This is a genomic window from Sutcliffiella horikoshii (assembly GCF_019931755.1).
GTDB classification, from domain to species: Bacteria; Bacillota; Bacilli; order Bacillales; family Bacillaceae_I; genus Sutcliffiella_A; species Sutcliffiella_A horikoshii_E.
Genome location: NZ_CP082918.1, coordinates 998614 through 1023720 on the forward strand (window position 1 = coordinate 998614; position 25107 = coordinate 1023720).

The window sequence follows — 25107 nt, forward strand, 5'->3', positions numbered from 1 at the left end:
CAAGTGCAACCCCCAGTTACCCAAAACCTTTTAACAAAGACCCAAGTGCAACCCCCAGTTACCCAAAACCTTTTAACAAAGATCCAAGTACAACCCCAGTTACCCAAAACCTTTAACAAAGTCCCAAGTGCAACCCCCAGTTACCCAAAACCTTTTAACAAAAATCCAAGTGCAACCCGAGTTACCCAAAACCTTTCAACAAAGATTCAACCCAAAACCAAGTTCCCCAAAACCGCTACCCCAAAAAAAAATCCAAAATCCCTCACACAAATTCCAAGCCCCCCACATAAACATATCTACAAGGACCATTACCCAGAGAGAGGGGCAAGCCTATGAGGGAAAAGCTGAGAGCACATATTCAAGACCGTCTTGATACTTATGTCTACAAAAGCAAGCAAACGAGCAGAACAATAATGAACGATGTCACCATAAAACAAAAACAAGAAGCACATAAGCGTAGAGGTGCGGAGATAGTTAAGTGCAGTGCGACGGCGAGGATTCATTCGATTCATGAGGATGAAAAACAGCGGGAGGCCACTGTTTTTTACGAGATTCACATTCGGTATTTAATAAAGCAAAGGGAAAAATTGTATCTAGAGGAAGAAGCAGATCAGCGTTATTCTGAATGGATTGATGGTGAACTCATACAAGATTTCTCCATTCAGGATGAGGGGGATCGGACTTCAGCTCGTTTCATTCCGCCACAAGAGGAGGAGGAAGAGCAACAGCCATTGCGATTCAAATATAGTCGGGTGGAAGCAGTCAGGTATGCGGAGCAATATTGGAACAGTTATAATCCTCAGTTTAAGAAGTTTGAGGTGAATTGTACAAATTATATTTCGCAGTGTTTGTATGCTGGCGGGGCACCGATGGTCGGTTATCCGAAGAAGTCTGGTGGATGGTGGATGCGGAATAATGATTGGAGCTACACGTGGGCAGTAGCTCATGCGTTGAGGTGGTATTTGCCTAGTGCCAAGCAGGGACTTAAGGCGAAAGAAGTGCCAAGTGCCTCAAAGCTGATGCCGGGTGATGTGATTTGTTATGATTTTGAGGGGGACGGTCGCTTTGATCATAATACGATCGTGGTCGCAAAGGATGAGAATGGGGAGCCATTAGTGAATGCCAACACTTATAACTCGCGGATGAGATATTGGAAGTACGAGGATTCCACAGCTTATACGCCTAACATTAAATATAAATTTTTCCACGTCCAAGACCGTTAGTAGATACTTGATTCCATTACGATAAAAAGGTATTGTTGTATAGGATGAAAGTGAAAGAAATACGAGGTGACGATTGTGGGATTACATGTGGTATTATATCAGCCAGAGATTCCAGCTAATACAGGAAATATTGCTAGAACTTGTGCAGCTACGAACACAACATTGCATTTGATCAGGCCGCTTGGCTTTTCGACGGACGATAAGATGTTGAAGCGTGCCGGGCTTGATTATTGGGAATTTGTTAATGTGGTTTATTATGATTCTTTGGATGAGTTGTTTGAAAAAAATAAAGAAGCGGAATTCTTCTATATTACAAAGTTTGGGATGAAGCCGCATACTTCATTTGATTATAGCAAATTGGATAAGGACTATTTCTTTGTGTTTGGAAGAGAGACGACAGGTTTACCAAAGGATTTGATTCAGAGTAATTTGGATCAATGTTTGCGTTTGCCGATGACGAAGAATGTAAGGTCGTTGAATTTGTCCAATACTGCAGCGATATTAATATATGAAGCTTTGCGTCAACAGGACTATCCGAATCTTTCTATCGAGTTTCCGGAAGAATAAAGAGAAGCCCTCCACCTTTCAAGGAATAGTTGAAAGGTGGAGGGCTTCTTTATTTATGCAATGTTACTTTTTACGTGTACCTGGGCGTTCGTTATAGCCAGCAGTGAAGATTGCTGTTAGGAATGCAAGACATACGCCTAAGATTAAGAATCCAGATGTACCCATGTTTGGTTCCTCCTTATGTAGGTTTAGTTCATGTAAGCATACTATCTATATTATAGCCCAATGGACGAGTTATGTGAATGAAATCTGTGGATAATTTTTGACAGTGTTACTTTAACTCCCTGTTACCTTCCGTTCCAGGTGTTCGCTTTCCGAGGGGCGATGTTTGAGCCTCGTCACGACGCTTGAGGCCACTGAGAAAGTCTTTGATTTTAGATGTTATTTAGACACCGCTGTTGATTTCCGCAAATGGCTTCGCTTTCCTAGGGGCGCTGCTGGAGCCTCCTCGGCTTCGCCTGTGGGGTCTCCACCTAGCGCTATCTCCCTCAGGAGTCTTCGCCATTTGCTCCTATCAACAGCTAGAAATCACTTAATACATGAGATTTCAGTTTTACAGTGGCCTCCTGCGTTGCGGGGTCTCAACCTACCGCTACCTCCCTCCGGAGTCTCACACCTTGCACTACAGGAAACAGGGGAGAGTTTCAAAATCAATTATGTTAGAGGAGCAGTTTAAAAAAAGCATGTTTCACTCCCACGGCGCATAGAGTATATTAATCACGCAATCACGACTCTTGAAGCTGTAATAAAAGGGGAGGTCCTTATGGATATTTTACGTAAAATTGAAAAGTATCGGGAAGAAGAACAGAGGCTGAAGTGGGAAGGAACCTTCGGGCAGTACTTGGAGATTTTGAAAGAAGAACCATGGGTAGCTCAATCCGCACATTCACGGGTTTACAATATGATTAAAGATGCTGGGGTAGAAGAGGTCAATGGCCAGCGGAAGTATAAATTCTTTAGCAATGCCCTTTTTGGTTTAGAAGAAGCGTTGGAGCGGTTGGTGGAGGAGTATTTCCATCCGGCTGCAAAAAGATTGGATGTTAGAAAGAGGATCTTATTATTAATGGGGCCTGTAAGTGGAGGGAAATCCACGCTGGTCACCATCCTTAAACGCGGACTTGAGCAGTACACTCATACGAATAGAGGAGCGGTATATGCCATAAAGGGATGCCCGATGCATGAAGATCCGCTTCATCTAATTCCGCATCATTTGAGAGAAGATTTTCATAATGAGTATGGAGTTAGAATTGAAGGAAATCTGTCGCCGTTAAATATGATGAGGCTTGAAAAGGAATATGGAGGCAGAATTGAAGATGTGCTGGTGGAGCGTATTTTCCTGTCAGAGAATCAACGTGTAGGGATTGGAACATTCAGTCCGTCTGATCCGAAATCACAGGACATTGCGGACTTGACCGGAAGCATCGACTTCTCGACCATCGCGGAGTTCGGTTCTGAGTCTGACCCCCGTGCATACCGTTTTGACGGGGAGCTGAACAAGGCGAACCGTGGGATGATGGAGTTCCAGGAGATGCTGAAATGTGATGAGAAATTCTTGTGGCATCTATTATCCTTAACGCAGGAAGGTAATTTTAAAGCAGGACGATTCGCGTTGATCAGTGCGGATGAGCTTATTGTCGCGCATACGAATGAAACGGAGTATCGCTCCTTCATTTCTAATAAAAAGAATGAAGCCTTGCATTCGCGTATTATCGTGATGCCGGTTCCATATAACTTAAGACTTTCTGAGGAAGAAAGAATTTATGAAAAGATGATTAATGAGAGTGATGTGGCAAATGTCCATATTGCACCACATACGCTTAGAGTGGCTGCGATGTTCACAATTCTCACTAGACTGAAAGAAGCCAAACGTGGCGATATCGACCTTGTGAAGAAAATGCGCTTGTATGATGGAGAATCTGTGGAAGGCTTCAACTCTGTGGATGTTCAGGAGCTCAAGAAAGAGTATGGTGATGAGGGAATGAGCGGGATTGATCCACGTTATGTAATTAACAGAATCTCGTCCACCATTATTCGCAAAGAAATTCCGTCCATCAATGCGCTTGATGTTCTGCGTTCTTTAAAAGAAGGGCTGGATCAGCATGCTTCCATATCCAATGAAGATAGAGAGAGATTCTTAAACTTCATTTCTGTTGCTAGAAAAGAATATGATAATATTGCCAAAAAGGAAGTACAGAAAGCATTTGTGTACTCGTATGAAGAGTCTGCGAAAACATTGATGGATAACTATCTGGATAATGTCGAGGCATATTGTAATAAGGCGAAGCTCAGAGACCCTCTTACTGGAGAAGAGATGAGTGCTGATGAGAAATTGATGCGTTCCATTGAGGAGCAAATTGGTATCTCTGAAAATGCGAAGAAGGCATTTCGTGAAGAAATCTTAATCAGAATTTCCGCTTATGCGCGCAAAGGTAAGCGATTTGACTACAACTCCCATGAGCGCTTAAGAGAAGCAATCCAGAAGAAGCTGTTTGCAGATCTGAAGGATGTTGTGAAGATTACGACCTCTTCCAAAACCCCTGATGAAACTCAGCTTAAGAAAATAAATGAAGTGGTGGCCCGCTTGGTTGATGAGCATGGTTATAACTCCACTTCAGCAAATGATCTATTAAGATATGTAGGAAGTTTATTAAATAGGTAACAGCTTAGCAGCGGTGGTCATTCCCGCTGCTTTTTTCCATGTATAGGTTTGTAAATTCAAAATAAGGGGAAATTATTAGTAAGAGGTGATTACAATGAGTAAAGAAAAAACCTATGAAAATACAATGGCGCCAAATGAAAAAGAAATGGAAAAGCTTGCAAAGGAAATGGAGCAGCTGAAGGAAAATAAAACCGATAGAGAGCGCAGTCCTAAGCAGCATAAAAACAACCAGAAAAATGAAAAAGAGTAATCATACCTTCCAGTAATTTTGGGAGGTTTTTTTATTGTATATAATGATATACATCGTATAGTACGACCCTCTTGCCGCATAAAATTATTATTACTAACGAATCGTTACACGCTTGTCTCATTTAAAGGATTGTGCGCCTAATTATCTAAATAATCTGTCAATTATTTGAGTTATGTGCATAGGATAGAGTAACCAACCCTAATTGTCTCAAAGGTTGGATTCATTAAATTTCACCAAGATATTTTATGAAAATAGTGATGAAAAGGTTCCTAGAAACGTAAAATGAATTAAATAGGGAGGGATATCGATGACAATGTCAGATGATGCGAATTTTATAGTGTCCAAAGAGGATTGGTCCCTCCATCGAAAAGGCCACGACGACCAAAAACGCCATCAGGAAAAGGTCCAGGAGGCTATCAAAAATAACTTACCAGATCTTATTACTGAAGAGAACATTGTAATGTCCAATGGCAGAGAGGTCGTAAAGATCCCAATTAGGTCTTTAGATGAGTACAGAATTCGTTATAATTATGACAAAAACAAGCATGTTGGCCAAGGAGATGGAGACAGTCAGGTCGGAGATGTTGTAGCCAGGGACGGGTCAGGTCAGCAGAAGGGTCCAGGTAAGGGGCAAGGAGCGGGAGATCAGGCCGGTGAGGATTATTATGAGGCAGAAGTGTCTTTAATGGATCTTGAAGCTGCGCTATTCAACCAGCTTGAGCTGCCGAACTTGCAGCAAAAAGAGCGAGATGAGAATACCATCGAGCACTATGAGTTTAATGATATTAGACGCACAGGTCTTATGGGGAATATAGATAAAAAACGTACGATGATGTCCGCCTATAAGCGGAACGCGATGACAGGTACGGCAAGCTTCCACCCAATCTATCAGGAGGATCTTAAGTTTAAGACGTGGAATGAAGTGGTGAAGCCTGATTCCAAAGCAGTCGTTCTGATGATGATGGATACGAGCGGATCAATGGGCATGTGGGAAAAATATATGGCACGAAGCTTTTTCTTCTGGATGACACGATTCCTTCGAACGAAATATGAGACGGTGGATATTGAATTTATTGCCCATCATACAGAGGCGAAGGTGGTCAGTGAAGAGGATTTCTTTTCTAAAGGGGAAAGCGGTGGGACGATTTGTTCATCTGCTTACCGAAAGGCACTGGAGCTAATTGACACGAAATATAATCCTACGCGTTTCAACATCTATCCTTTCCATTTCTCGGATGGAGATAACTTGACTTCAGACAATCAGCGTTGTGTAAAATTGGTAGCGGAATTGATGAAGGTTTCCAATATGTTTGGGTACGGGGAAGTCAACCAGTATAACAGGCATTCCACACTGATGTCGGCTTATAAGAATGTTAGTGACGAGAAGTTCAGGCATTACATTTTGAAGCAAAAACCGGATGTCTTCCATGCGATGAAGGAGTTTTTCAAAAAGGAGCAAAATAAAAAGTTTGCTTAACTAAAACCAGCCGAGGGGCTGGTTTTTCTTATGATATAGCTAGAATGTTGGAGAGAGCTTTAGTCCGATTTAGTTATAATAGTCTTTTTCGCTTTTCCTCCCGAAAGATTGATAGAAAGCGGAACAGCATGAAACAAGCACATAGGGATGTGGAAGTGATAAAACTTACCCAGATTGCTCCTAAATGTCCAGTGCTTGAAGAAGACAAAATGCTTAAAAAGATTGCAATGGCTGAGGTTGATGGAACAAAACTTGAAAGGCGATCACGGCTAAATATCATCCACAATATTGGTGATATCAAGGCTGCATAGATACTACCAAAAAAGAATAATAACTCAATAAAAGTGGGAGATATAATAATCACAACTAAATAGAGAAACAAACACTGCATCCCTGTTATCCAATAAGATAAATGCCATTTATTTTGATCACTTAAGGGAATCAATTCACTTATTGCGTTTTTTACGGTAAATACTGTCGTTGCATGAAGTTCTGCATTTAGAGTGGAAGAAATGGCACTAAAACAGAACAATAGAAAAATTGCAATTAGTAAAGTAGAGTTTATGTTATAAACAAGCTGAAAAAGCAAAATTTTTACATCGTGGAAGCTCCCGCTGTAGACAACCACTAACAATAAAGAAGATAAAGACAAAGGAATGGTAGCCCATATCAAGCCAGTTAAAGTGAAAATAGTACGAATTCTGGACTGTTTTAACATATAGACTCTTTGCCAGGTTGCTCTATCGATTAAGACCTGCCCAAAACCAATTATGATCCCAGTAATTACAAAGTAAAATGTATCTATATTTTTCCAAAAGAGTAAGTAGGGATGGTAGAGTTGAACACCTTCATATACAGGGTATACGCCATTTTGAATATAAAAATAAACAGGTATTAAGATGACGGCTGCAAATATGAAGGTAATACTTATACCCGCAAATTGATGGATTCGCTGCATGCCACCAAGTCCTGCAATAATAAAACAGAACGAGAAAAAAAAGAATAGGCTTATATATAGGGGAACAGGAAATATTAAAGAGAAAAGAATAGCTGCGCCTGTTGCTTGTACGAACATGGAATCCATCCCTGTAAAAAGCAAAAGCAATATGGTGTACCAGTAGCCAACCGGATTTGTCTTTTCCTTCAGAAGGTCCCCTATGGTTTGATGCATGGGATAGCGCTTTCTTATATATGTAGCGATAAATCCAAAAAGGATAAATGCAAATGCGCCCATTAAAGAGTAACCGAGTCCACCTAAGATACCATATTTAATAAGGGCCTCGGGGGAAGATAGGATGGTGTTGCCTGTAACCCATCTAGAAAGCAAAGTGACAATTCCAAATCCGATGCCAAGTTGTAATGTTCCTAATATGTAAACGGAATATTTCTTTTTGGTCATTAATGAGTAACCTCAACTTTATATTCGCGTGGTGTCTTTCCATAATATCTTTTAAACTGTTGACTGAAATAGTGCTGGCTGTTAAATCCACATTCTTCCGCGATAGTGGAGATGTGTAAATTTGGGTTTTTAGCCAATAAACCTGCAGCAGCTTCTATTCTGTATTTGTTAAGGTATTCAGAGAACCCAATTCCTACCTCCTCCATGAACTTACGACTGAAATAGATTGGGCTCATATGTATCTTGGAAGAAAGATATGGCAGGGTGAGTTTATCTTTAAATTCCTGATGAATTATTGATAAAGCCTGTTGAATGGATGGACTGTAATTTCCCCGATGCTTAAATTTTTTTAACACTTCAACTAGTTCTTCTTCTATTACCGGCTTTGTCAAGTAATCTGCCACACCAAGTTTAATAGAGGTTTGTGCATATTCAAAGGTTTGAAAAGCTGTTACAATGATGAATTCCATATGTGTATGCTGAGTTTTTAATAGTTTCCCCAGTTCTAGACCATCTTTTCCCGGAAGATGAATGTCTAGAAAGGATAGATCAATGTGCTGCTTTTCACAAATGTTTAATGCCTGTGCAGCATCAAATGCATGGTAGACATTCCATTTAGGATAATGTTTCTGGATAAGGAATGTTAATTGTTCAATTTCTAGAGGTTCATCATCTACTAATATAATGTTCATTCTGCTTGGCCTCCTTTTTTAGATTGGTGGGGTATGATACAGGCCATGAAACAACAGCGCGAGTCCCGCCATGTTCATGGATTAGCTGAAAAGAAGCTTCTTCTTCTGCATACATATGTTGTAATCTTCTTTTGATGTTAGTAAGGCCGTGTCCACGGGCATCTTGATAATTGTTTAGATGTACACCTTCCGAACTGTTCCAAACCGTCAATAGTACATGGGAATTAGATAGGGTCAATGTGATATTTAATTGTGCTTTACCTGGATATTTCTCAAAAGAATGCTTAAAAGCATTTTCAACAAGGGTTTGTATGAGAAATGGTAGAATGGCTACTTGCTTTACTTGTTCTTCCATTGCAATTGTGTAGGTGAGACGTGATTGGAATCGTATTTTCTGAATCTCAAGATAATAACTGGAATATTCCAATTCTTCAGCCACCGTACAAATAGATTGATTGGACTTATACTTCACCTTTAAAAATTTGGAAAACACTTCGATGGCCCTTATTAATTCTCCCATTCTGTTAAGTCTAGCAAGGCTTAGGATTGAATTGAGTGTATTAAAAAAGAAATGAGGTTGAATTTGTTGGTTTAATTGAAAATATTTAGCTTGCTGGAGTTCCTTTTCCAAAACCAATTTGTTTGCTTGATTTTCTAACAGGTCAATTCTTTTTTCGAAAATAAATAAAAACAATAAAGTAAAAGCCCCTACTAAAGGAGCAAGTACACAAAACATTACATAAAGAGAAAAATCCTCTATCTGGAGCATGGAAGAACCTCCTCGTGAAACGGAAAAGGGGAGGCGTGAAAACCTCCGCTATTTCATTCTTTCTATTATTGTAATTCAAATCATGCAATTGTAAATGGTTATTATTTGACAAGATGACAGCTTACATAATGTTGGCTGTTCCATTCCTTTAATGGCGGCTCAACCTTTTTACAAACTTCATTTGCCAATGGGCATCGGGAATGGAATCTGCATCCCGTTGGTGGATTGATGGGGGAAGGAACATCTCCTTTAAGTACAATTTTTTCATTTGTCACATCTAAATCGGTTGTAGGAATAGCCGACAGAAGTGCTTGAGTATAGGGATGCTGCGGCCTTTCAAAAATACTTTTCTTGTCGGCTATCTCCACAATTTTCCCCAGGTACATGACCATGACCCTATCAGAAATATGCCGAACGACACTAAGGTCATGTGAAATGAACAGGTAAGTCAAGCCAAAGTCTTTTTGTAGATCCTTTAGTAGGTTAAGGATTTGCGCTTGAATGGAGACATCAAGGGCAGAAACGGCTTCATCACAAATGATTAGTTTTGGATTTACTGCTAAGGCACGGGCGATGCCGATACGCTGCCGCTGTCCACCGCTGAATTCATGTGGATATCGATTCAATGCCTCTACTGGCAAGCCTACACACTCAAGTAACTCAAGCATCCGCTCCATTCTCTTCGGCTTTGAGATTACCTGCTGGATTGCCATGGCTTCATTCAATGTTTGTTTGATGGTTCTTCTTGGATTAAGTGAAGCAAATGGATCTTGGAAGATTACTTGTAGATCTGCACGCACCTTTCTCATTTCTGCATTCGATATTCGAACAAGGTCTTTATCATTGAACACGATTTCTCCTTCAGTCGGCTGTTCTAGGCGGAGGATGGATCGTCCCGTTGTCGATTTTCCACAACCTGATTCCCCGACGATGCTTAATGTTTCCCCTTCCATCAGTTCAAAGGAAATATCGTCCACCGCTTTGACAAATGATTTTGGTTTGAAAAGCGATTCTTTTTTTATGGGAAAATATTGCTTGAGGTTTTTAACAGATAAAAGTACACGTTTTGTTTCTTTTTTTGCGACTAGCTCCATCATGCTGTCCCCTTTCTTATACAATTGATTTTTTCCACTCCTTTGAGTACATCCAACAGCGAACTTGCCCTTCCCCTCCTTGCGTGAGGGTAAGTTCTGGTGCTTTTGTGTTGCATAGTGCTATTGCGTGAGGGCAGCGGTTGGCAAACCGACAACCTTGGACCTGTGAAAAGGGACTAGGAACGTTACCGTTAATCGTTGGTAAATATTCATGATCTTCGTTTATTTTTGGCAAAGAAGCCAATAGACCTTGGGTATATGGGTGTTTCGGATTTCTAAAAAGCTCTTCTTTAGAAGCATATTCTACAACGTTTCCTGCATACATAACGACTACTGTATCACAGGTTTCTGCTACTACACCAAGGTCATGGGTTATCATCATGACCCCCATTCCAAGCTTTACTTGCAATTCCTTTATTAATTTGAGGATTTGTGCTTGAATGGTTACATCCAATGCAGTGGTTGGTTCATCGGCGATGAGAACTTCAGGAGAGCAGGCAAGTGCCATGGCGATCATCACTCGCTGCCTCATACCACCACTCAATTGAAATGGCTCTTGCTTTGCACGTTTCTCAGGAGAAGGAATACCTACAAGACGAAGCATCTCCACCGCTTTTCCCCAGGCATCTTTTTTACTGAGTTTTTCATGGAGCCTAATGCCTTCAGCTATTTGTTCACCTACACTGATTACTGGATTAAGAGAGGTCATCGGTTCCTGAAAAATCATGGAAATATCATTGCCGCGTATTTTCCTCAGTTGATTTTCAGTCATCTTCACTAGGTCCTGACCTTTATATAATATAGAGCCCTCCACTATTTTTCCGGGAGGGGAGGGGATCAGCCTCAAAATAGAAAGGGAAGTAATACTTTTACCACAACCTGATTCCCCAACAATTCCTAAGGTCTCCCCTTTGTGCAAAACGAGATTCACCCCATCTACCGCTTTACTAGTTCCTTTATTTGAGAAAAAATGAGTTTTTAGTCCTTTTACTTCTAGTAGTTTTTCATTCATCTCATTTCACTCCTTTTAGTTTAATTCAATTCTTTTATTAAAAATGCGATAAAGTAAATCGACCAATAGATTAACAAGGACGAAAATAATAGAAGCAACAAGTACGCCACCTTGTACCATCGGCAAATCTCGCATTCTGATAGATTCTACAATCAATCTTCCCAGTCCGTTGATGGCAAATATCGATTCTGTTAGAACCGTACCGCCAAGCAATGCTCCAAATTGGAGTCCTACTACGGTGATGACAGGAATTAAAGCGTTTCTCAAAGCATGTTTAGAAATGATAATTTGTTCACGAAGTCCTTTTGCACGCGCAGTTCTAATGTAATCTTGTCGGATGACCTCGAGCATACTTGATCTGGTCATCCTCGCAACTATTGCAGCACCTCCAGCACCAAGTGTAAGGGCGGGAAGGATGATGTGTTGCCAACTTTCCCAGCCTGCTACCGGAAGGATTTGAAGTTTGACGGAGAATATATACATAAGCATAAGGCCAAACCAAAAACTTGGTATGGAGATCCCGATGAGGGCAATCAACATGACTGACAAATCAGAGACGGAATAAGGTCTGATGGCAGAAATGATTCCCGCTGCCATACCTAATACGATTGTTATGAGAATACTGAAAAGAGCTAGTTCCATCGTAATAGGGAGTCGTACCATGATTTCATCAAGGACAGGTTTATTATTTTTAATGGATACTCCAAGATCCCCCTTGAAAATGTTCGTTAAGTAATCAAAGTATTGGATATATAGCGGTTGATTTAACCCCAATTGAGTCCTTATCTCTTCTATTGTTTCTTTTGAAGCTCCTTCACCTGCCAAGAGAACAGCTGGATCTCCAGGGACCATCTGCATAATTAAAAAGACAACTAAAGTTACGCCTATTAGTACGGGAATCATTTGAACTAATCGTTTTATTAAAAAAGAAATCATCCTGTTACCTCCTTTTTTATTTCATTCTAGGGTCTAAAGCATCGCGAAGGCCATCTCCGAAAATGTTAAAGCCTAAAACTAGTATAGAAATGGCGAGTCCTGGAAATAGGGCCATATATGGTGCGCTAAATAAGAAATCCCTTCCACTGCTAAGCATGGTTCCCCATTCAGGCGAAGGTGGCTGAGCTCCAAGCCCTAAAAAGGACAACCCTGCTGCTGATAAAATGGCAGTGGCCAATCTTAACGAACCCTGTACGATGATCGGGGAGAGAATATTCGGGAGTATATGAATGAAAATGATCGTTATATCCCTTGCTCCTAAAGAACGGATGGCATCAATATACTCTAGCTTCTTGACTTCCAATGTAGAGCCCCTTACTATGCGAGCAAATAATGGAACAGAGAATACTCCCACGGCAATAGTCACGTTTATTAAACTGGGACCTAATGCGCTGATAATAGCCAAAGCCAATAGAATACCTGGAAAAGCAAGCATCACATCAATGATTCTCATGACAATGGAGTCAACCCATCTGCCGTAGTAACCTGCAACCAATCCAAGGACAATTCCAAATACCGCACCGAACAGTACAGAAGCAAAACCGACACCCATTGATAAGCGGGAACCATAAATAATTCTGCTGAGTATATCCCTTCCTTTATCGTCCGTTCCCATCCAATGGTCTATGGAGGGGGACTGCATGCGATTGTCTAAGTTAATTTCATATGGATCATAAGGTGCCAACCAAGGTGCGAATGCAGCAACTGCCAAATAAAATAAAATGATGATTCCACCTGCCACTGCTGCTTTGTTTTTAAATAGTTTATAGATGATGTCCTTCCATTTTTCTAACCGAGGATTACTCGTTTCCTCTGCAAGAATTGTTTCTCCCGTCTTTACTTGAACTTCCATTTAATGTCCTCCCTTACAAGTGTTGTGTTTAAAATTATCAAAATTTCAAGCAAAGTAAATATTTTTAAAGTAAGATGTCAAAATATTTTAAAAACAAGTAAATATTCTGAAAATAAATCGCAAATCTTTTTTTTATAATGCAACTATGCACGAAATTCAAGGAATTCAAATCGAGGGGGAGATTGAAATGGAGAAGAACAGAATGTTAAGAAATTTAATCATGTTTTTCGTATTGGCCTTTATGGTGTCAGTTATGGGTGCTTGTTCAACGTCTTCGAACAGTTCCAATGGTTCTGAGAACGGTGCCCGGTCGGAAGAAAAGGGGGGAAGCTTAATTATCGCGCGTCTTTCGGATGCCACCAGGTTAGATCCACACTTTATAACAGACATACCTTCTGCCAATATCATCTATCAAAAAGTATATGAAACGCTGGTAGTGCCGAATCAGGATATGGAGATAGAACCATTGCTTGCTACAGAATGGAAACAACTTGATGAGGTAACATGGGAGTTTTCATTAAAAGAAGGAGTGAAGTTTCATGATGGGACTCCTTTTAATGCAGAAGCGGTGAAATTAACATTCGATCGTGTATTAGATCCAGAAACAGGTTCTCCTCAGCGTGAAAAATTATCGATGATTAAGGAGATTGAAATAGTAGACGAGTATACCGTGCTTATGCACCTTGATTATCCATATGCGCCGTTGCTATCCATCCTTGCAAGTAATGAGGGCAGCATCATCTCCCCTAAAGCGATTAAAGAGAATGGGGAATCATTATCCCAACATCCAGTAGGAACAGGGCCATTTATTTTTGAATCTTGGAATACCGGTCAGGATATAACGTTAATTAAGAATGAGTCATATTGGGGGCAAGAGCCAAATCTAGAGGAAGTGATTTTTAAAGTGGTACCTGAAGATGCAACGAGGCTTGCATTGATTGAAACAGGAGAAGCTCATGTTTCTGATCAGGTTCCAGTAACAGAACTAGATCGTATTGAGAATTCGAATTCTATGAGCTTATATCGTACAGAGGGACTTGGAGTGGAATATATAGGCTTCAATGTAGAAAGTAAGGCAGTGAATGATGTGCGTGTTCGAAAAGCGATCAGTCACGCTATTGAAAGAGAAGCTATTCTAAAAGGTGTTTATAACAAAGTTGGGACGTTAGCAAATTCAGCTATGAGTCCAAAAGTATTTGGTTACAGCGAAAATATCAAGGCATATGAATACGACATAAATAAAGCAAAAAAATTACTGAGAGAAGCAGGCTATAAGGATGGTTTATCATTGAACCTGCTTACTAGCGATAGGAAAGAACGCATTAATATGGCAGAAGTGATACAGTCCCAATTAAAAGGGATAGGAGTGGATGTTTCTATTCAAGTATTGGAATATGGGGCATATTTAGAAATGATTGATAAAGGTGACCATGACTTGTTTATTGGTGGATGGGGTAATGCAACAGGTGATGGAGATTATAACCAATACAATCTTTTCCATACAGCATCACAAGGACCACCAGGCAACCATTTTTATTACAGCAATGAAGAAGTAGATAATATTATTGAAAAAGCCAGGGAAGAAATGGATCAGGAAAAACGTAAAGTACTATATGAGAAAGCGATGCAGATTCAAATGGATGATGCCGTGTACGTGCCGATAAGAAACTATGAACATTTGGCTGTCTATACAAAAGGGGTCGAAGGAATTTGGTTAAATGCTTCTAATTACATTATGCTAAACGACGTCACCATTAAGTAGAGGGGGAAAGATATGAGATCGACGATCATATTAATGTTAGCATTGCTATTAATTATCAGTGGGTGTTCCACTTCAAGCAGTCAAATGGAGACTTCCGCCAAAGATAAACTGACGGTCGTCCGTTTATCGGATGCCACCAAGCTTGACCCACACTTCATTACAGATATTTCAAGTGCTAATATCCTTTATCAAAAAGTTTATGAAACGCTTGTTGTGCCAGACTTGGACATGAAGCCCCAGCCAGGTTTGGCCAAAGAATGGGAACAAATTGATGATGTCACTTGGGAATTTATTTTAAGGGAAGGCGTTTATTTCCATGATGGGACGGTATTCAATGCCGAGGCTGTAAAGGCAACATTTGATAGATTGCTTGATCCTAACACAGCATCCCCACAAGCTGAAAAACTGGGGATGATTGATGACATAGAAATTGTCGATGAGTATACAGTTCGTTTTCATCTATCAGCAGCCTATGCCCCGCTGTTGTCCATACTAAGTGCGAATGAGGGAAGTATCATCAGTCCAAAAGCGCTCTCTGAGAATCCAAAGAAACTTTGGGAACATCCGGTAGGCACAGGGCCGTTCGTCTTTGACTATTGGAAGGTAGGACAGGAAATATCCTTAAAGAAAAATGAGGAATACTGGGGAGATAAGCCAAAGATAAATCAGGTTGTGTTTAAAGTAGTGCCTGAAGATACCACTAGGCTTGCCATGATTGAAACAGGAGAAGCGCATGTTAATGATCAGGTTCCCATTACAGAGATTGATAGAATCGAAGCTTCGGAAACACTGAATCTGTACCGGGCAGATGGGTTAGGAATAGAGTTTCTTGGCTTTAATGTTCAAAAAGCCCCGTTTGATCAATTGGAGGTTCGAAAAGCAATAACGCAGGCTATTGACAGAAAGGCAGTTCTAGAAGGTGTCTTCCAGAACTCTGGAATGCTTGCCAATTCTCCCATGAGTCCGAAGGTATTCGGATACAGTGATGACGTTAAACCTTATGACTATGATTTAGAGAATGCCAAAGCTTTATTGCAAGAGGCTGGATTAGAAGGGCTTAAGGTCACCATTACCACCAATGATCGAAAAGAGCGAATAAATGTAGCAGAAGTCGTACAATCTCAACTGAAGAAAATAGGGATCAATGCGGAAGTGGAAGTACTAGAATGGGGTGCCTATATAGAAGCATTAAATAATGGCGAACACGAAATGTTCGTCGGTGGATGGGGAAATGCTACGGGAGACGGAGATTACAATCAATATAATGTATTCCACTCCTCTTCGCATGGGGGAGCAGGTAACCATACTTATTACCATAACCCTGAAGTTGATCGAATCATAGAGGACGCCAGAAAAGAAATAGATGAAGAAACTAGAAGAAGCCTTTATGAACAGGCAATGAAACTGGAAATGGAAGATGCAGCTATGATCCCACTCAGATACTACGAACATCTAGCTGTCTATCATAAAGATGTAGAGGGACTTGTAATCAGCCCTGTTAACTACATCCTTCTCAATGAAATCACTATAAAATAATGACATGGTTAGGGCCTAGTAACTAGGCCCTCCAACTAGGAGGAAAAGAGATGAATAGAAACAGTTATTGGTTGAAAAATGTGCGAATAGAAGTGGGGTTTGAACAAGAGGATAATCGCTTGAAAACATTGACTGAAATGGTTCACTTAAAAGTAGTAGAAGGGAAAATTGCTGCACTATCCAAGGAGCAGCCCAAGGATAATCTTCCCGAAAAGGATGCGAAAGGATTACTGCTGCTTCCCTCTTTAAAAGAAATGCATATTCATATCGATAAAACTTATTATGGAGGTCCATGGAAAGCTTGCACACCAATAACTAACGGTATTTTTACAAGAATTGAAGAAGAAAAAAAACTACTTCCACAGCAATTGGCAACAGCACAGGAAAGAGCTGAGAAAGTAATTGAATTATACCTAAAGCACGGCCATTCCCATATACGAACTCATTGTAATATCGATCCCTCCATCGGATTGAAGAATTTAGAAGCCACATTGAATGCTGTAAATAAATTCAAAGATGTGATGACATTTGAAATTGTCGCCTTTCCTCAACACGGATTATTGCGAAGTGAAGTGGCACCTTTAGTAAAGGAAGCAATGGAAATGGGGGCTACACATGTAGGTGGGGTGGACCCGGCGACCATAGACAGGAATATCGAAAAATCACTCCACACCATCTTTGATATTGCAGTCCAGTCCGGTTCATCAGTAGATGTTCATATTCATGATCCGAACAGCCTTGGCGCTTTCACTTTTGAGCGGATGGCTCATTATACAACACAAGCTGGCCTTCAGGGCAGAACGACCATCAGTCATGCCATCGCATTAGGGGACTTGGAGACCATCCAGCTTGAGGAAACGGTAAAGATGTTAGTAGATAACAAAATTGATGTGACCACCACTGTTCCCATTAACCGCCCGACCATTCCAATCCCCTTATTAACCCAAATGGGACTGATTGTTTCTCTAGGGCATGACAGTATTACAGACCATTGGTCACCTTTTGGTACTGCCAACACCATTGAAAAAATGTGCGTACTCGCAGAACGTTTCAGACTTATTGATGAAAAAACTCTATCCTCCTTGGTTCAATATGGAACAGGGGGAATCACCTCACTAAGTGCTACAGGTGAGAGACAATGGCCAAAGATTGGAGACGATGCTTCCATGATATTAGTGGATGCAAGTTGTTCAGCAGAAGCGGTTGCAAGGCGTACAGATGTCAAGGCCCTTTTCTATAAAGGCAAGGAAGTGAACCGATTGGAAATGGAAAAACAATCGATAGCAAAATAAAAGTGGAGGGATAGGAAATGAAAGAGACATTTTGGCTAGTCAATATTAAATTAGAAACAGGCTTCAGTATCTTAGAAAATGGAGCACATAAAACGGAGACATCGTTATTTTCCATAAAAATTGAAGAAGGTATCTTCAAGGAAATACAAGAACAGCCTTTTGATATACCATCTGGAGAGGTCAAAAAAGATGCAACGGGTCTACTAGCCCTTCCTTCTTTCAAGGAAATGCACAATCATCTGGATAAGACATATCTTTCACTTGATTGGAAGGCACCAATCCCTGTAAAGAACCTGAAAGAAAGACTTCACCATGAAGCCCTTGAATTAGGGGAACTTGCCCCAACCACAAAGCAGCGTGCAAATAAAATGATAGAGATGATTCTGAGCAAAGGATCAACACATATACGCACACATGTAAATATCGATCCTTACATTGGGCTTAAAAACCTGGAAGGGATAAAAGAAGCCCTAGAAGAATATAAGGATTACCTAAGCTATGAGATTGTTGCCTTTCCCCAACATGGGATGTTGGAGCATATAGAGGTCATTCCACTAATGAAGGAGGCCATGCGAACGGGAGCAACGATTGTAGGTGGATTAGACCCTGCAGGCATTGATAAGAATATTGAAAAATCACTATATGAAACAATGAACTTGGCTGAGGAGTTTAATGCAGAAATCGATATTCACTTGCATGACCATGGACACGTCGGATTTTATACAATTGATAAATTAGTAGAGATGGTGAAAGAGGCAAACTGGAAAAATCGCGCAGCAGTCAGCCATGCCTTCAGTCTAGGTGATGTCCCTGAAACACAAGCACGTGAGATGGCAGAGTATCTTGGGGGAAATGGTGTGGCCATCATGTCAACCATTCCTATTAATCGTGTCATTCCACCAATAGATTTACTTGATCAATTTAACGTTCCTGTTTATTTAGGGTGTGACGGCTTCTTCGATTCATGGGGCCCATTTGGGAACGGGGATGTTTTAGAAAAGGTAAAACGTTACTGTGAAAGAACAAAGCGAATAGATGAGAAAGCGCTAGCTTATTCCTTAAAGTGGGCTACCGGTGGCCTCACCCCTCTTTCGGCAAGTGGGGAAATGCAATGGCCAAAAGTGGGAGATGAGGCATCGCTAGTACTGATGGATGCATCGTGTTCGGCTGAAGCGATAGCCAGGCTTCCAAAAAGAAAATCCGTTTATTTTAAAGGCAAGGAAGTTTACCATAATGCATTCCATTTACAATATAGTTAATTTGTCAATTCCCACAGAAATGTGGGAATTTTTCTTAGGGGGCATGGAAGATGGCAAAAGCATATAGTTTATTATTGTTTTGTGTTCTGGTCTGGGGAAGTAACTTTGTAATCGGGAAGCTATTATTAGAAAGTTTTTCCCCTGGATTTACTACATTTGCCCGGTTCTTAGCCATTGTTCTCGCTTTGTATATATACGGGAAATGGAATGGTATCTCTTTTCATTTCCCTAAATTAACCAAGAAGAATTTGCTTGTCTTTGTTTTGTTAAGTACTGTGGGGGTTTTTATTAATCAATGGAGCTTCTTTATAGGATTACAACATGCGGACTCCACTTCTGCAGCAGTGATATTAGCCATGACACCTTTGATAACTTGTATTCTTGCTGCCATTTTTCTTCATGAAGTGTTTACAAAAAATATGGCAATCGGTTTGATTGTTGCTGCAATAGGAGTATTTATCGTGGTCGGAAGCGGGTATGATGGAACCTTTTTAAAGGTTGAAAAAGGGTTATGGTGGATTGCAATCACTATGGTGACATTCTCTTTGTTGATTATCCTAACAAGATTATTGTCTAAAAGAATGGAGGCATTCTCCCTCACTTTTCACTCTAATGTACTGGCTTTCATCATTTCCATTCCGTTTGCTGTATTAGAGGAGGAAAAGGCGATAACTGCAGCTCCTGGAGCATGGATTCTTTTAATAGTTACGGCAATTATTGTACATGGTTTCTGTAACCTTATCTGGAACAAGCAAATAAAGTATATAAATGCATCGAAAGCGTCAACCTTGACTAACTTAGAACCATTTGTAGCGATGATATTAGGTTTCTTTCTTCTTAGTAAACCCATACTAATGACTCAAGTAATAGGAGCAATCTTCATTGTTTGTGGTGTTATATTGTCTAACAAGAAGAGGAGCAGAAGATATGCAATTACTTAAAGGAAGGATCTTTTTCAAGCCAATCTACCAGCCGAGGGGCTGGTTTTTCTTATGGGACAAAAGGAGGAATAGATCGTATGAAAAGCGAAGTATTAACTATGATGAAGATTAGTGATTTCTTGTTGGTAGGGGCGTTGGTATGTTTGAGAATGTGGGGCATGTCTTATATCATGTTTTAATTATTTTGTTTCCAATTTTATTTTATTATCAGTTTTTAAATAAAGGCGCATTAGGATTAAAGGAAAAAGTTAATTATAGATTTCTGTTTATTATGTTGGTCATGGTCATTTGTACAATGTCTTTTCCGATTGAAGTAACAGATGGGTCTTATTATGATCAAAAGCTTATACCTGTCATTTTGTCGTTTTTGTATGGTGGATTGTTAACAGGGGCTATAGTCGTGATGTCCATGCTTTATTATTTATATATTATCGGAGACAGCAATATAATGGTTATGGTTATAAATTACTTCATTCTTTCAGCACTCTTGATGATATTCCGGAATAGATATTCAAGTTTGAGCTTAAAAAAGAAAATTTCTATCGTTTCCTTTATATTCTTGCTTATTACAGCAACCAGGGCGATCAGATTATTTCACCTTAATGAAGAAAAGGAAATTTTCTTAAATGTGCTTGTTTCCATCATAACCTGGATTTCTTTAGTAACGGCTATCATGATAATTGAAAATTTGAATATGCAAATGCAATTGCAACATGAATTGCAACGTTCAGAGAAGCTTAAAGTGGTTAGTGAGCTTGCAGCATCAGTTGCTCATGAGGTCAGGAATCCGATGACATCGACCCGGGGATTTCTTCAATTGATGAGTCAAGATGGAAATTTAAATAGTTCCCAAAAAAGATATATTGATATCTCTATCGAGGAATTAGACCGGGCCCAATCCATTATTCAGGACTATCTTTCACTGGCCAAACCCAATAAGCAGGGGATGGACAGGATCAATGTATCTAAGGAGTTGGAACACGTCGTCCAGCTCATGTCCACCTATACGACTCTTAATAACACGAGCATTCGTCATGAGATAGAAGATGAATTGTATATTAAGGCAAATAAGGATGAAATGAAACAGGTACTGATTAACTTGATCAAAAATGCTATTGAAGCTATTGATAAGGATGGAATGGTGACTGTTAAGGCTTCTAGCAGCAGAGGAATGGTTTTAATAGAGATCATGGATGATGGTGTGGGGATGACGCCACAACAGGTGGAAAGATTGGGGACGCCTTTTTATTCTACTAAGGATAAGGGGACCGGCATTGGTTTGACGATTTCTTTTCAAATTATTGAATTACTGCAAGGGAAAATCGAAGTAACAAGTGAGGTAGGGAAAGGAAGCATTTTTACTATTAAGTTACCAATGGAAACTAGTGAAAACAGCTAGTTTCCTTTTTTTTAGCTGAGCATACACCGCTGTTGATTTCAGCAAATAGCAATTTAAAAAACCCCCGACCATCGCTAGTCGGGGGTCTTTATTAATTAGTTAAGCTTCACACCGTGGAAGTAAGGAGTACCACTGAAGTCTACGAATAGACCGTTAGCACCGTTTGTTCCATAGATGAAGTCAGGATGTTGCAAGTAAACCATTGGAGCTTCGTCTACAAGGATCTCAGAGATCTCTTTGTAAGCTTCGTCACGCTTCGCTTGATCAGTCTCAGAACGAGCTAGGTCAAGTAACTCATCCACGCGGTCGTTTGCGTAGAATGAACGGTTACCAGGAGCACCGAAAGCAGAAGAGTGGAATAGAGCGTATAAACCGTAGTCAGCATCAGCTGTTACAGTAGTCCAACCTAAGATGAATAGTTCATGCTCACCAGCACCAGTTTTCTCTAGGAAAGCACCCCATTCGATTGTTTCAATGTTAACTTTGATTCCGATTTTGCTTAATTGATCTTGAGCAAGTAATGCGATATCCGCACGCTCTTTAGATCCTTCGTTTACAAATAAAGTTGTTTCAAAACCATCTTCAAATCCAGCTTCAGCTAGTAAAGCTTTAGCAGCTTCTACATCATATCCAAGTGGCTCAAGATCTTGGTAGTTACCAACAACTGTAGGAGCAAGAGGTCCTACTGCAGGTACACCTTGACCGTCAAGGATACCGTCAACGATATCGTTTTTGTTGATAGCCATAGAGATTGCTTGACGTACTTCTTTAATGTTGAAAGGTTCTTTTTCCATGTTGAATCCTAAGTAGTCCATACGAGTACCGCGAACACGAGTTAACTCGATTCCAGCACTTTCCAAACCTTCTACACGAGCAACATCAGAAGCACCAACTTGGATAACGTGAGCTTCACCAGCTTCAAGTTGTGCTACACGAGTAGATTGCTCAGCATTTACAACGAATTTAACGGAATCAAGAGCAGGAGCTCCGTTCCAGTAGTTTTCGTTTTTGTTTAAAACGATTTCAGCACCGCGGTTCCAAGATCCAAATACGAATGGACCAGTACCTACTGGGTTTTCGTCTACTTTCTTACCACCGTTGTTTTCTTCTTCAATAGCAGAAGGAGCAATGATAGATCCAGCGTTATGCGCTAAGTGAGCTGGTAGTGGAGCGAAAGGCTTTTCTGTTTTGAATTGTACAGTGTAGTCGTCTACAACAACTACTTCTGTGATCATGTTAAGTACTACTGCACGTGGAGATGCAAATTCAGGATCGATGATACGCTCGATCGTCATTTTTACAGCATCTGCAGTGAAGTCAGTTCCGTCATGGAATTTAACGTCGTCGCGAAGTTTGAATTCCCAAGTAGTTTCATCTACAGCTTCCCAAGATTCAGCTAGAGAAGGAATGACAGTTCCGTCTGCTTCATATGCAGTTAAACGGTCAAATAATTGAGTTGTTACGTTAGTTGTAGCAGTATCGTTCATTCCGTGTGGGTCAAGTGTAGGAGCATCAGATGGAACAACGTATACTAATTCTCCGCCTTCTTGTCCTGCAACGTCCTCACCATCGCCTGATCCGGCATTAGTGTTTCCGTTTGTTGGTGTGCTGCTGTTACCGCCACTACATGCTGAAAGAACTAGCATAAGTGAAAGCAGAAGCAAGAAAAACACATTCTTTTTTGCTTTCATGTAAAATTACCCCCCTGAAGATTTGTTTTTGTTACAAGATTGTAATCAATGGATAAGCCACGATTGTTTATTATCATAATTCAAAAACTGAAAATTCACAAGAGTTGTTTTACAAGAAATTTTAACAAATTTATTATTTTTGTAATAATTCGCGAGAAAAAACGAATTAATATTACGTTTTTGTTAATTTTTTCATGCATATAATGAAAGGTATTTCTAAGTAAAAAATCTATTAATCACAAAATTAAGTATGCTAAGACTCTTTAAAACTATTGTAATATTACGAATTAATAGCTATTATAGAACCTAGTTATGTTGAATATTTAGAAATATTAAGTTTGTTACAAAGAGATGAAGGGATGAGAAGAGCGTATGGATCAACCACAACCACAAACGACAGCAGGAATTCCAGTTAGTATAGAAAATACGAAGTCAGTTCGTTGGAAATCATTCTATAAGAAACTGGCGAAAAATAAAGCTGCCATGGCTGGCGCCTTTATTATTATATTTGTTATTTTAATGGGGATTTTTGCCCCATTACTTGCAACCCATGATCCGAATACAACAAATGTAATGAACAAATTGCAGGGACCGTCTGCTGAAAATTATCTGGGAACCGATGACGTGGGGCGTGACATTTTCAGTCGTCTGCTATATGGTGCAAGAGTTTCATTGGGAATCGGGTTTGTTTCTACTATTTTAGGTGCAATTGTCGGGGTATCCCTTGGAATCGTATCAGGTTATTACGGCAGATGGGTCGACTCATTGATTATGAGGATATGTGACGTACTATTGGCTTTCCCTGGTATTCTTCTTGCTTTAGCTATTGTAAGTGTTCTTGGAGCAAGCACACAGAACGTTATTATTGCTGTTGCTTTTTATGCAGTACCGTCTTTTGCGAGGATTGTTCGTGGTTCTACTTTAAGTGTAAGGAAATTGGAATACATTGATGCAATCAAGGCAATGGGAGCAAAAGATTTCCGAATAATTTTTAAACACATTTTACCGAATATTATGTCACCAATTATTGTACAAGCTACGCTATATATTGCTTCTGCCATTATTACAGCAAGTGCCCTGTCCTTCTTAGGAATGGGGACAAGACCACCTACTGCTGAGTGGGGTGCGATGTTGAGTCAAGGGCGTTCTTATATTGCGCAGGCTCCTCATATTACACTATTCCCGGGTCTTGTTATCTTGTTGGTAGTTATCGGATTCAACTTGATGGGTGACGGACTTCGAGATGCGTTAGATCCGAAAGCGAAAAAATAATGGAGAAGAAGGTGAACTAACATGTTTATTTATATCATTCGAAGACTTTTCCAAACGATACCGGTTATGTTTGGTGTAACGTTGGCAGTATTTATGATGATGCACTTGATTCCTGGGGATGCAGCTCAAATTATGGCTGGTGAACAGGCTAACCCGGAACAGATTGAAGCAATGCGTGAGAAATTGGGATTAAATGACCCGTTATATGTTCAGTATTTCAGTTATATAGGAAACGCGATTCAAGGAGATTTAGGAACTTCCATCCGTACGAATCGTGATGTTACTTCAGAGATTTTCACAAGCAGATTCTGGATTACAGTGGAATTGGCGATTTGGGGAACTATTCTTTCCGTTATTCTTGGATTGATAGCAGGTATTGTATCCGCAACAAGAAAGTATTCTTTTGCAGATACTTCCTTAATGATTGTTGCGCTGTTCGGTATTTCCATGCCTAACTTCTGGCTTGGAATCATGCTCATTTATTTCTTCTCTGTTAACTTAGGGGTCCTTCCTGTTGCAGGTTGGGGAAATGATTGGAAGCAGATGATTTTGCCGGTTATCACACTTGGAACAGGTGGAGCAGCAATCATTGCTCGTATGACTCGTTCAAGTATGTTGGATGTAATAGATCAGGATTATATCCGTACGGCTTATGCTAAAGGTGTCAGTGATAGATTGGTTATTTACAAGCATGCACTGCGCAATGCGCTCATTCCGGTTGTAACAGTAGTAGGCCTTCAATTCGGTGGATTGCTTGGAGGAGCAGTTATAACAGAGACAGTTTTTGCGATTAATGGACTAGGACGTTTGATTATCAGTTCCATTACAATGCGTGACTTCCCAATGGTTCAAGGAACAATTCTTGTCTGTACGATTTTGTTCGTATTTGTAAACTTCCTGGTGGATATCACATACCGTTTAATTAACAAACGTATAGACCTTAACTAAAAGGACGGTGAAGAAA

Annotated in this window: 21 protein-coding genes; 13 read left to right on the forward strand and 8 right to left on the reverse strand. The window is 40.1% G+C overall.

The window, feature by feature from the left end; genetic code table 11:
- The first annotated feature begins 332 nt into the window (after positions 1-332).
- The 5 genes from K7887_RS05245 (at position 333) to yhbH (ending at position 6176) form a co-directional block, all read left to right on the forward strand.
- Positions 333-1223 (forward strand): amidase domain-containing protein, encoded by an 891-nt coding sequence (locus K7887_RS05245; RefSeq protein ID WP_223492502.1) that lies wholly within the window; start codon positions 333-335, stop codon positions 1221-1223.
- Positions 1224-1289: 66 nt separating this feature from the next.
- Positions 1290-1790 (forward strand): tRNA (uridine(34)/cytosine(34)/5-carboxymethylaminomethyluridine(34)-2'-O)-methyltransferase TrmL, encoded by a 501-nt coding sequence (gene trmL / locus K7887_RS05250; protein WP_168862866.1) that lies wholly within the window; start codon positions 1290-1292, stop codon positions 1788-1790.
- Between the two features lie 763 nt (positions 1791-2553).
- Positions 2554-4449, forward strand: a complete 1896-nt coding sequence (locus K7887_RS05255; protein ID WP_223492503.1) for a PrkA family serine protein kinase — start codon at positions 2554-2556, stop codon at positions 4447-4449.
- 94 nt (positions 4450-4543) lie between these two features.
- The gene (locus K7887_RS05260) at positions 4544-4699 is read left to right on the forward strand and encodes a hypothetical protein (protein ID WP_223492504.1); all 156 of its coding nucleotides are present in this window, start codon (positions 4544-4546) and stop codon (positions 4697-4699) included.
- A 307-nt stretch (positions 4700-5006) separates the two neighbouring features.
- Complete coding sequence (gene yhbH, locus K7887_RS05265) at positions 5007-6176, forward strand: sporulation protein YhbH (RefSeq protein WP_223492505.1); 1170 nt, start codon at positions 5007-5009, stop codon at positions 6174-6176.
- Positions 6177-6249: 73 nt separating this feature from the next.
- On the opposite strand, the gene K7887_RS05270 is transcribed toward yhbH, so the two are convergent.
- From K7887_RS05270 to K7887_RS05300, 7 genes are all read right to left on the reverse strand, one after another.
- The gene (locus K7887_RS05270) at positions 6250-7575 is read right to left on the reverse strand and encodes an SLC5/6 family protein (RefSeq protein WP_223492506.1); all 1326 of its coding nucleotides are present in this window, start codon (positions 7573-7575) and stop codon (positions 6250-6252) included.
- A complete protein-coding gene (locus K7887_RS05275) occupies positions 7575-8267 on the reverse strand; it encodes a response regulator transcription factor (protein WP_223492507.1) in 693 nt (230 codons plus the stop codon). Before K7887_RS05275 ends, K7887_RS05270 begins: the two co-directional genes overlap by 1 nt.
- A complete protein-coding gene (locus tag K7887_RS05280) occupies positions 8245-9036 on the reverse strand; it encodes a sensor histidine kinase (protein WP_223492508.1) in 792 nt (263 codons plus the stop codon). Before K7887_RS05280 ends, K7887_RS05275 begins: the two co-directional genes overlap by 23 nt.
- Before the next feature lie 101 nt (positions 9037-9137).
- Positions 9138-10130 carry an ABC transporter ATP-binding protein gene (locus tag K7887_RS05285; protein WP_223493583.1) on the reverse strand — a complete coding sequence of 331 codons (993 nt, stop codon included), beginning with the start codon at positions 10128-10130 and terminating at the stop codon, positions 9138-9140.
- 16 nt (positions 10131-10146) lie between these two features.
- On the reverse strand, positions 10147-11142 hold the full coding sequence (locus K7887_RS05290) for an ABC transporter ATP-binding protein (protein ID WP_223492509.1): 996 nt from the start codon (positions 11140-11142) through the stop codon (positions 10147-10149).
- Between the two features lie 15 nt (positions 11143-11157).
- The gene (nikB, locus tag K7887_RS05295; RefSeq protein WP_223492510.1) at positions 11158-12078 is read right to left on the reverse strand and encodes a nickel ABC transporter permease; all 921 of its coding nucleotides are present in this window, start codon (positions 12076-12078) and stop codon (positions 11158-11160) included.
- Between the two features lie 16 nt (positions 12079-12094).
- On the reverse strand, positions 12095-12991 hold the full coding sequence (locus K7887_RS05300) for an ABC transporter permease (RefSeq protein WP_223492511.1): 897 nt from the start codon (positions 12989-12991) through the stop codon (positions 12095-12097).
- Between the two features lie 187 nt (positions 12992-13178).
- Between K7887_RS05300 and K7887_RS05305 the strand changes: the two genes are divergently transcribed.
- The 6 genes from K7887_RS05305 to K7887_RS05330 all read left to right on the forward strand — a co-directional run bounded on the left by K7887_RS05305 (position 13179) and on the right by K7887_RS05330 (position 21180).
- The gene (locus K7887_RS05305; protein WP_223492512.1) at positions 13179-14753 is read left to right on the forward strand and encodes a glutathione ABC transporter substrate-binding protein; all 1575 of its coding nucleotides are present in this window, start codon (positions 13179-13181) and stop codon (positions 14751-14753) included.
- Positions 14754-14765: 12 nt separating this feature from the next.
- A complete protein-coding gene (locus K7887_RS05310) occupies positions 14766-16289 on the forward strand; it encodes a glutathione ABC transporter substrate-binding protein (protein ID WP_223492513.1) in 1524 nt (507 codons plus the stop codon).
- 50 nt (positions 16290-16339) lie between these two features.
- On the forward strand, positions 16340-17581 hold the full coding sequence (locus K7887_RS05315; RefSeq protein ID WP_223492514.1) for an amidohydrolase: 1242 nt from the start codon (positions 16340-16342) through the stop codon (positions 17579-17581).
- A 17-nt stretch (positions 17582-17598) separates the two neighbouring features.
- Entirely contained in the window at positions 17599-18840 is a 1242-nt protein-coding gene (locus K7887_RS05320) for an amidohydrolase (RefSeq protein WP_223492515.1), read from the forward strand.
- Positions 18841-18890: 50 nt separating this feature from the next.
- Positions 18891-19781, forward strand: a complete 891-nt coding sequence (locus tag K7887_RS05325; RefSeq protein WP_223492516.1) for a DMT family transporter — start codon at positions 18891-18893, stop codon at positions 19779-19781.
- Positions 19782-19920: 139 nt separating this feature from the next.
- Positions 19921-21180: an ATP-binding protein gene (locus K7887_RS05330; RefSeq protein ID WP_223492517.1), complete on the forward strand. Its 1260-nt coding sequence runs from the start codon at positions 19921-19923 to the stop codon at positions 21178-21180.
- A gap of 95 nt (positions 21181-21275) precedes the next feature.
- Here the strand turns inward: K7887_RS05330 and K7887_RS05335 are convergent, their stop codons facing one another.
- Positions 21276-22871, reverse strand: a complete 1596-nt coding sequence (locus K7887_RS05335; protein ID WP_223492518.1) for a glutathione ABC transporter substrate-binding protein — start codon at positions 22869-22871, stop codon at positions 21276-21278.
- A gap of 372 nt (positions 22872-23243) precedes the next feature.
- Between K7887_RS05335 and K7887_RS05340 the strand changes: the two genes are divergently transcribed.
- Both K7887_RS05340 and K7887_RS05345 read left to right on the forward strand, forming a co-directional pair.
- Positions 23244-24143 carry an ABC transporter permease gene (locus K7887_RS05340; protein ID WP_223492519.1) on the forward strand — a complete coding sequence of 300 codons (900 nt, stop codon included), beginning with the start codon at positions 23244-23246 and terminating at the stop codon, positions 24141-24143.
- Positions 24144-24164: 21 nt separating this feature from the next.
- Positions 24165-25091 carry an ABC transporter permease gene (locus K7887_RS05345; protein ID WP_223492520.1) on the forward strand — a complete coding sequence of 309 codons (927 nt, stop codon included), beginning with the start codon at positions 24165-24167 and terminating at the stop codon, positions 25089-25091.
- Positions 25092-25107: the final 16 nt, after the last annotated feature.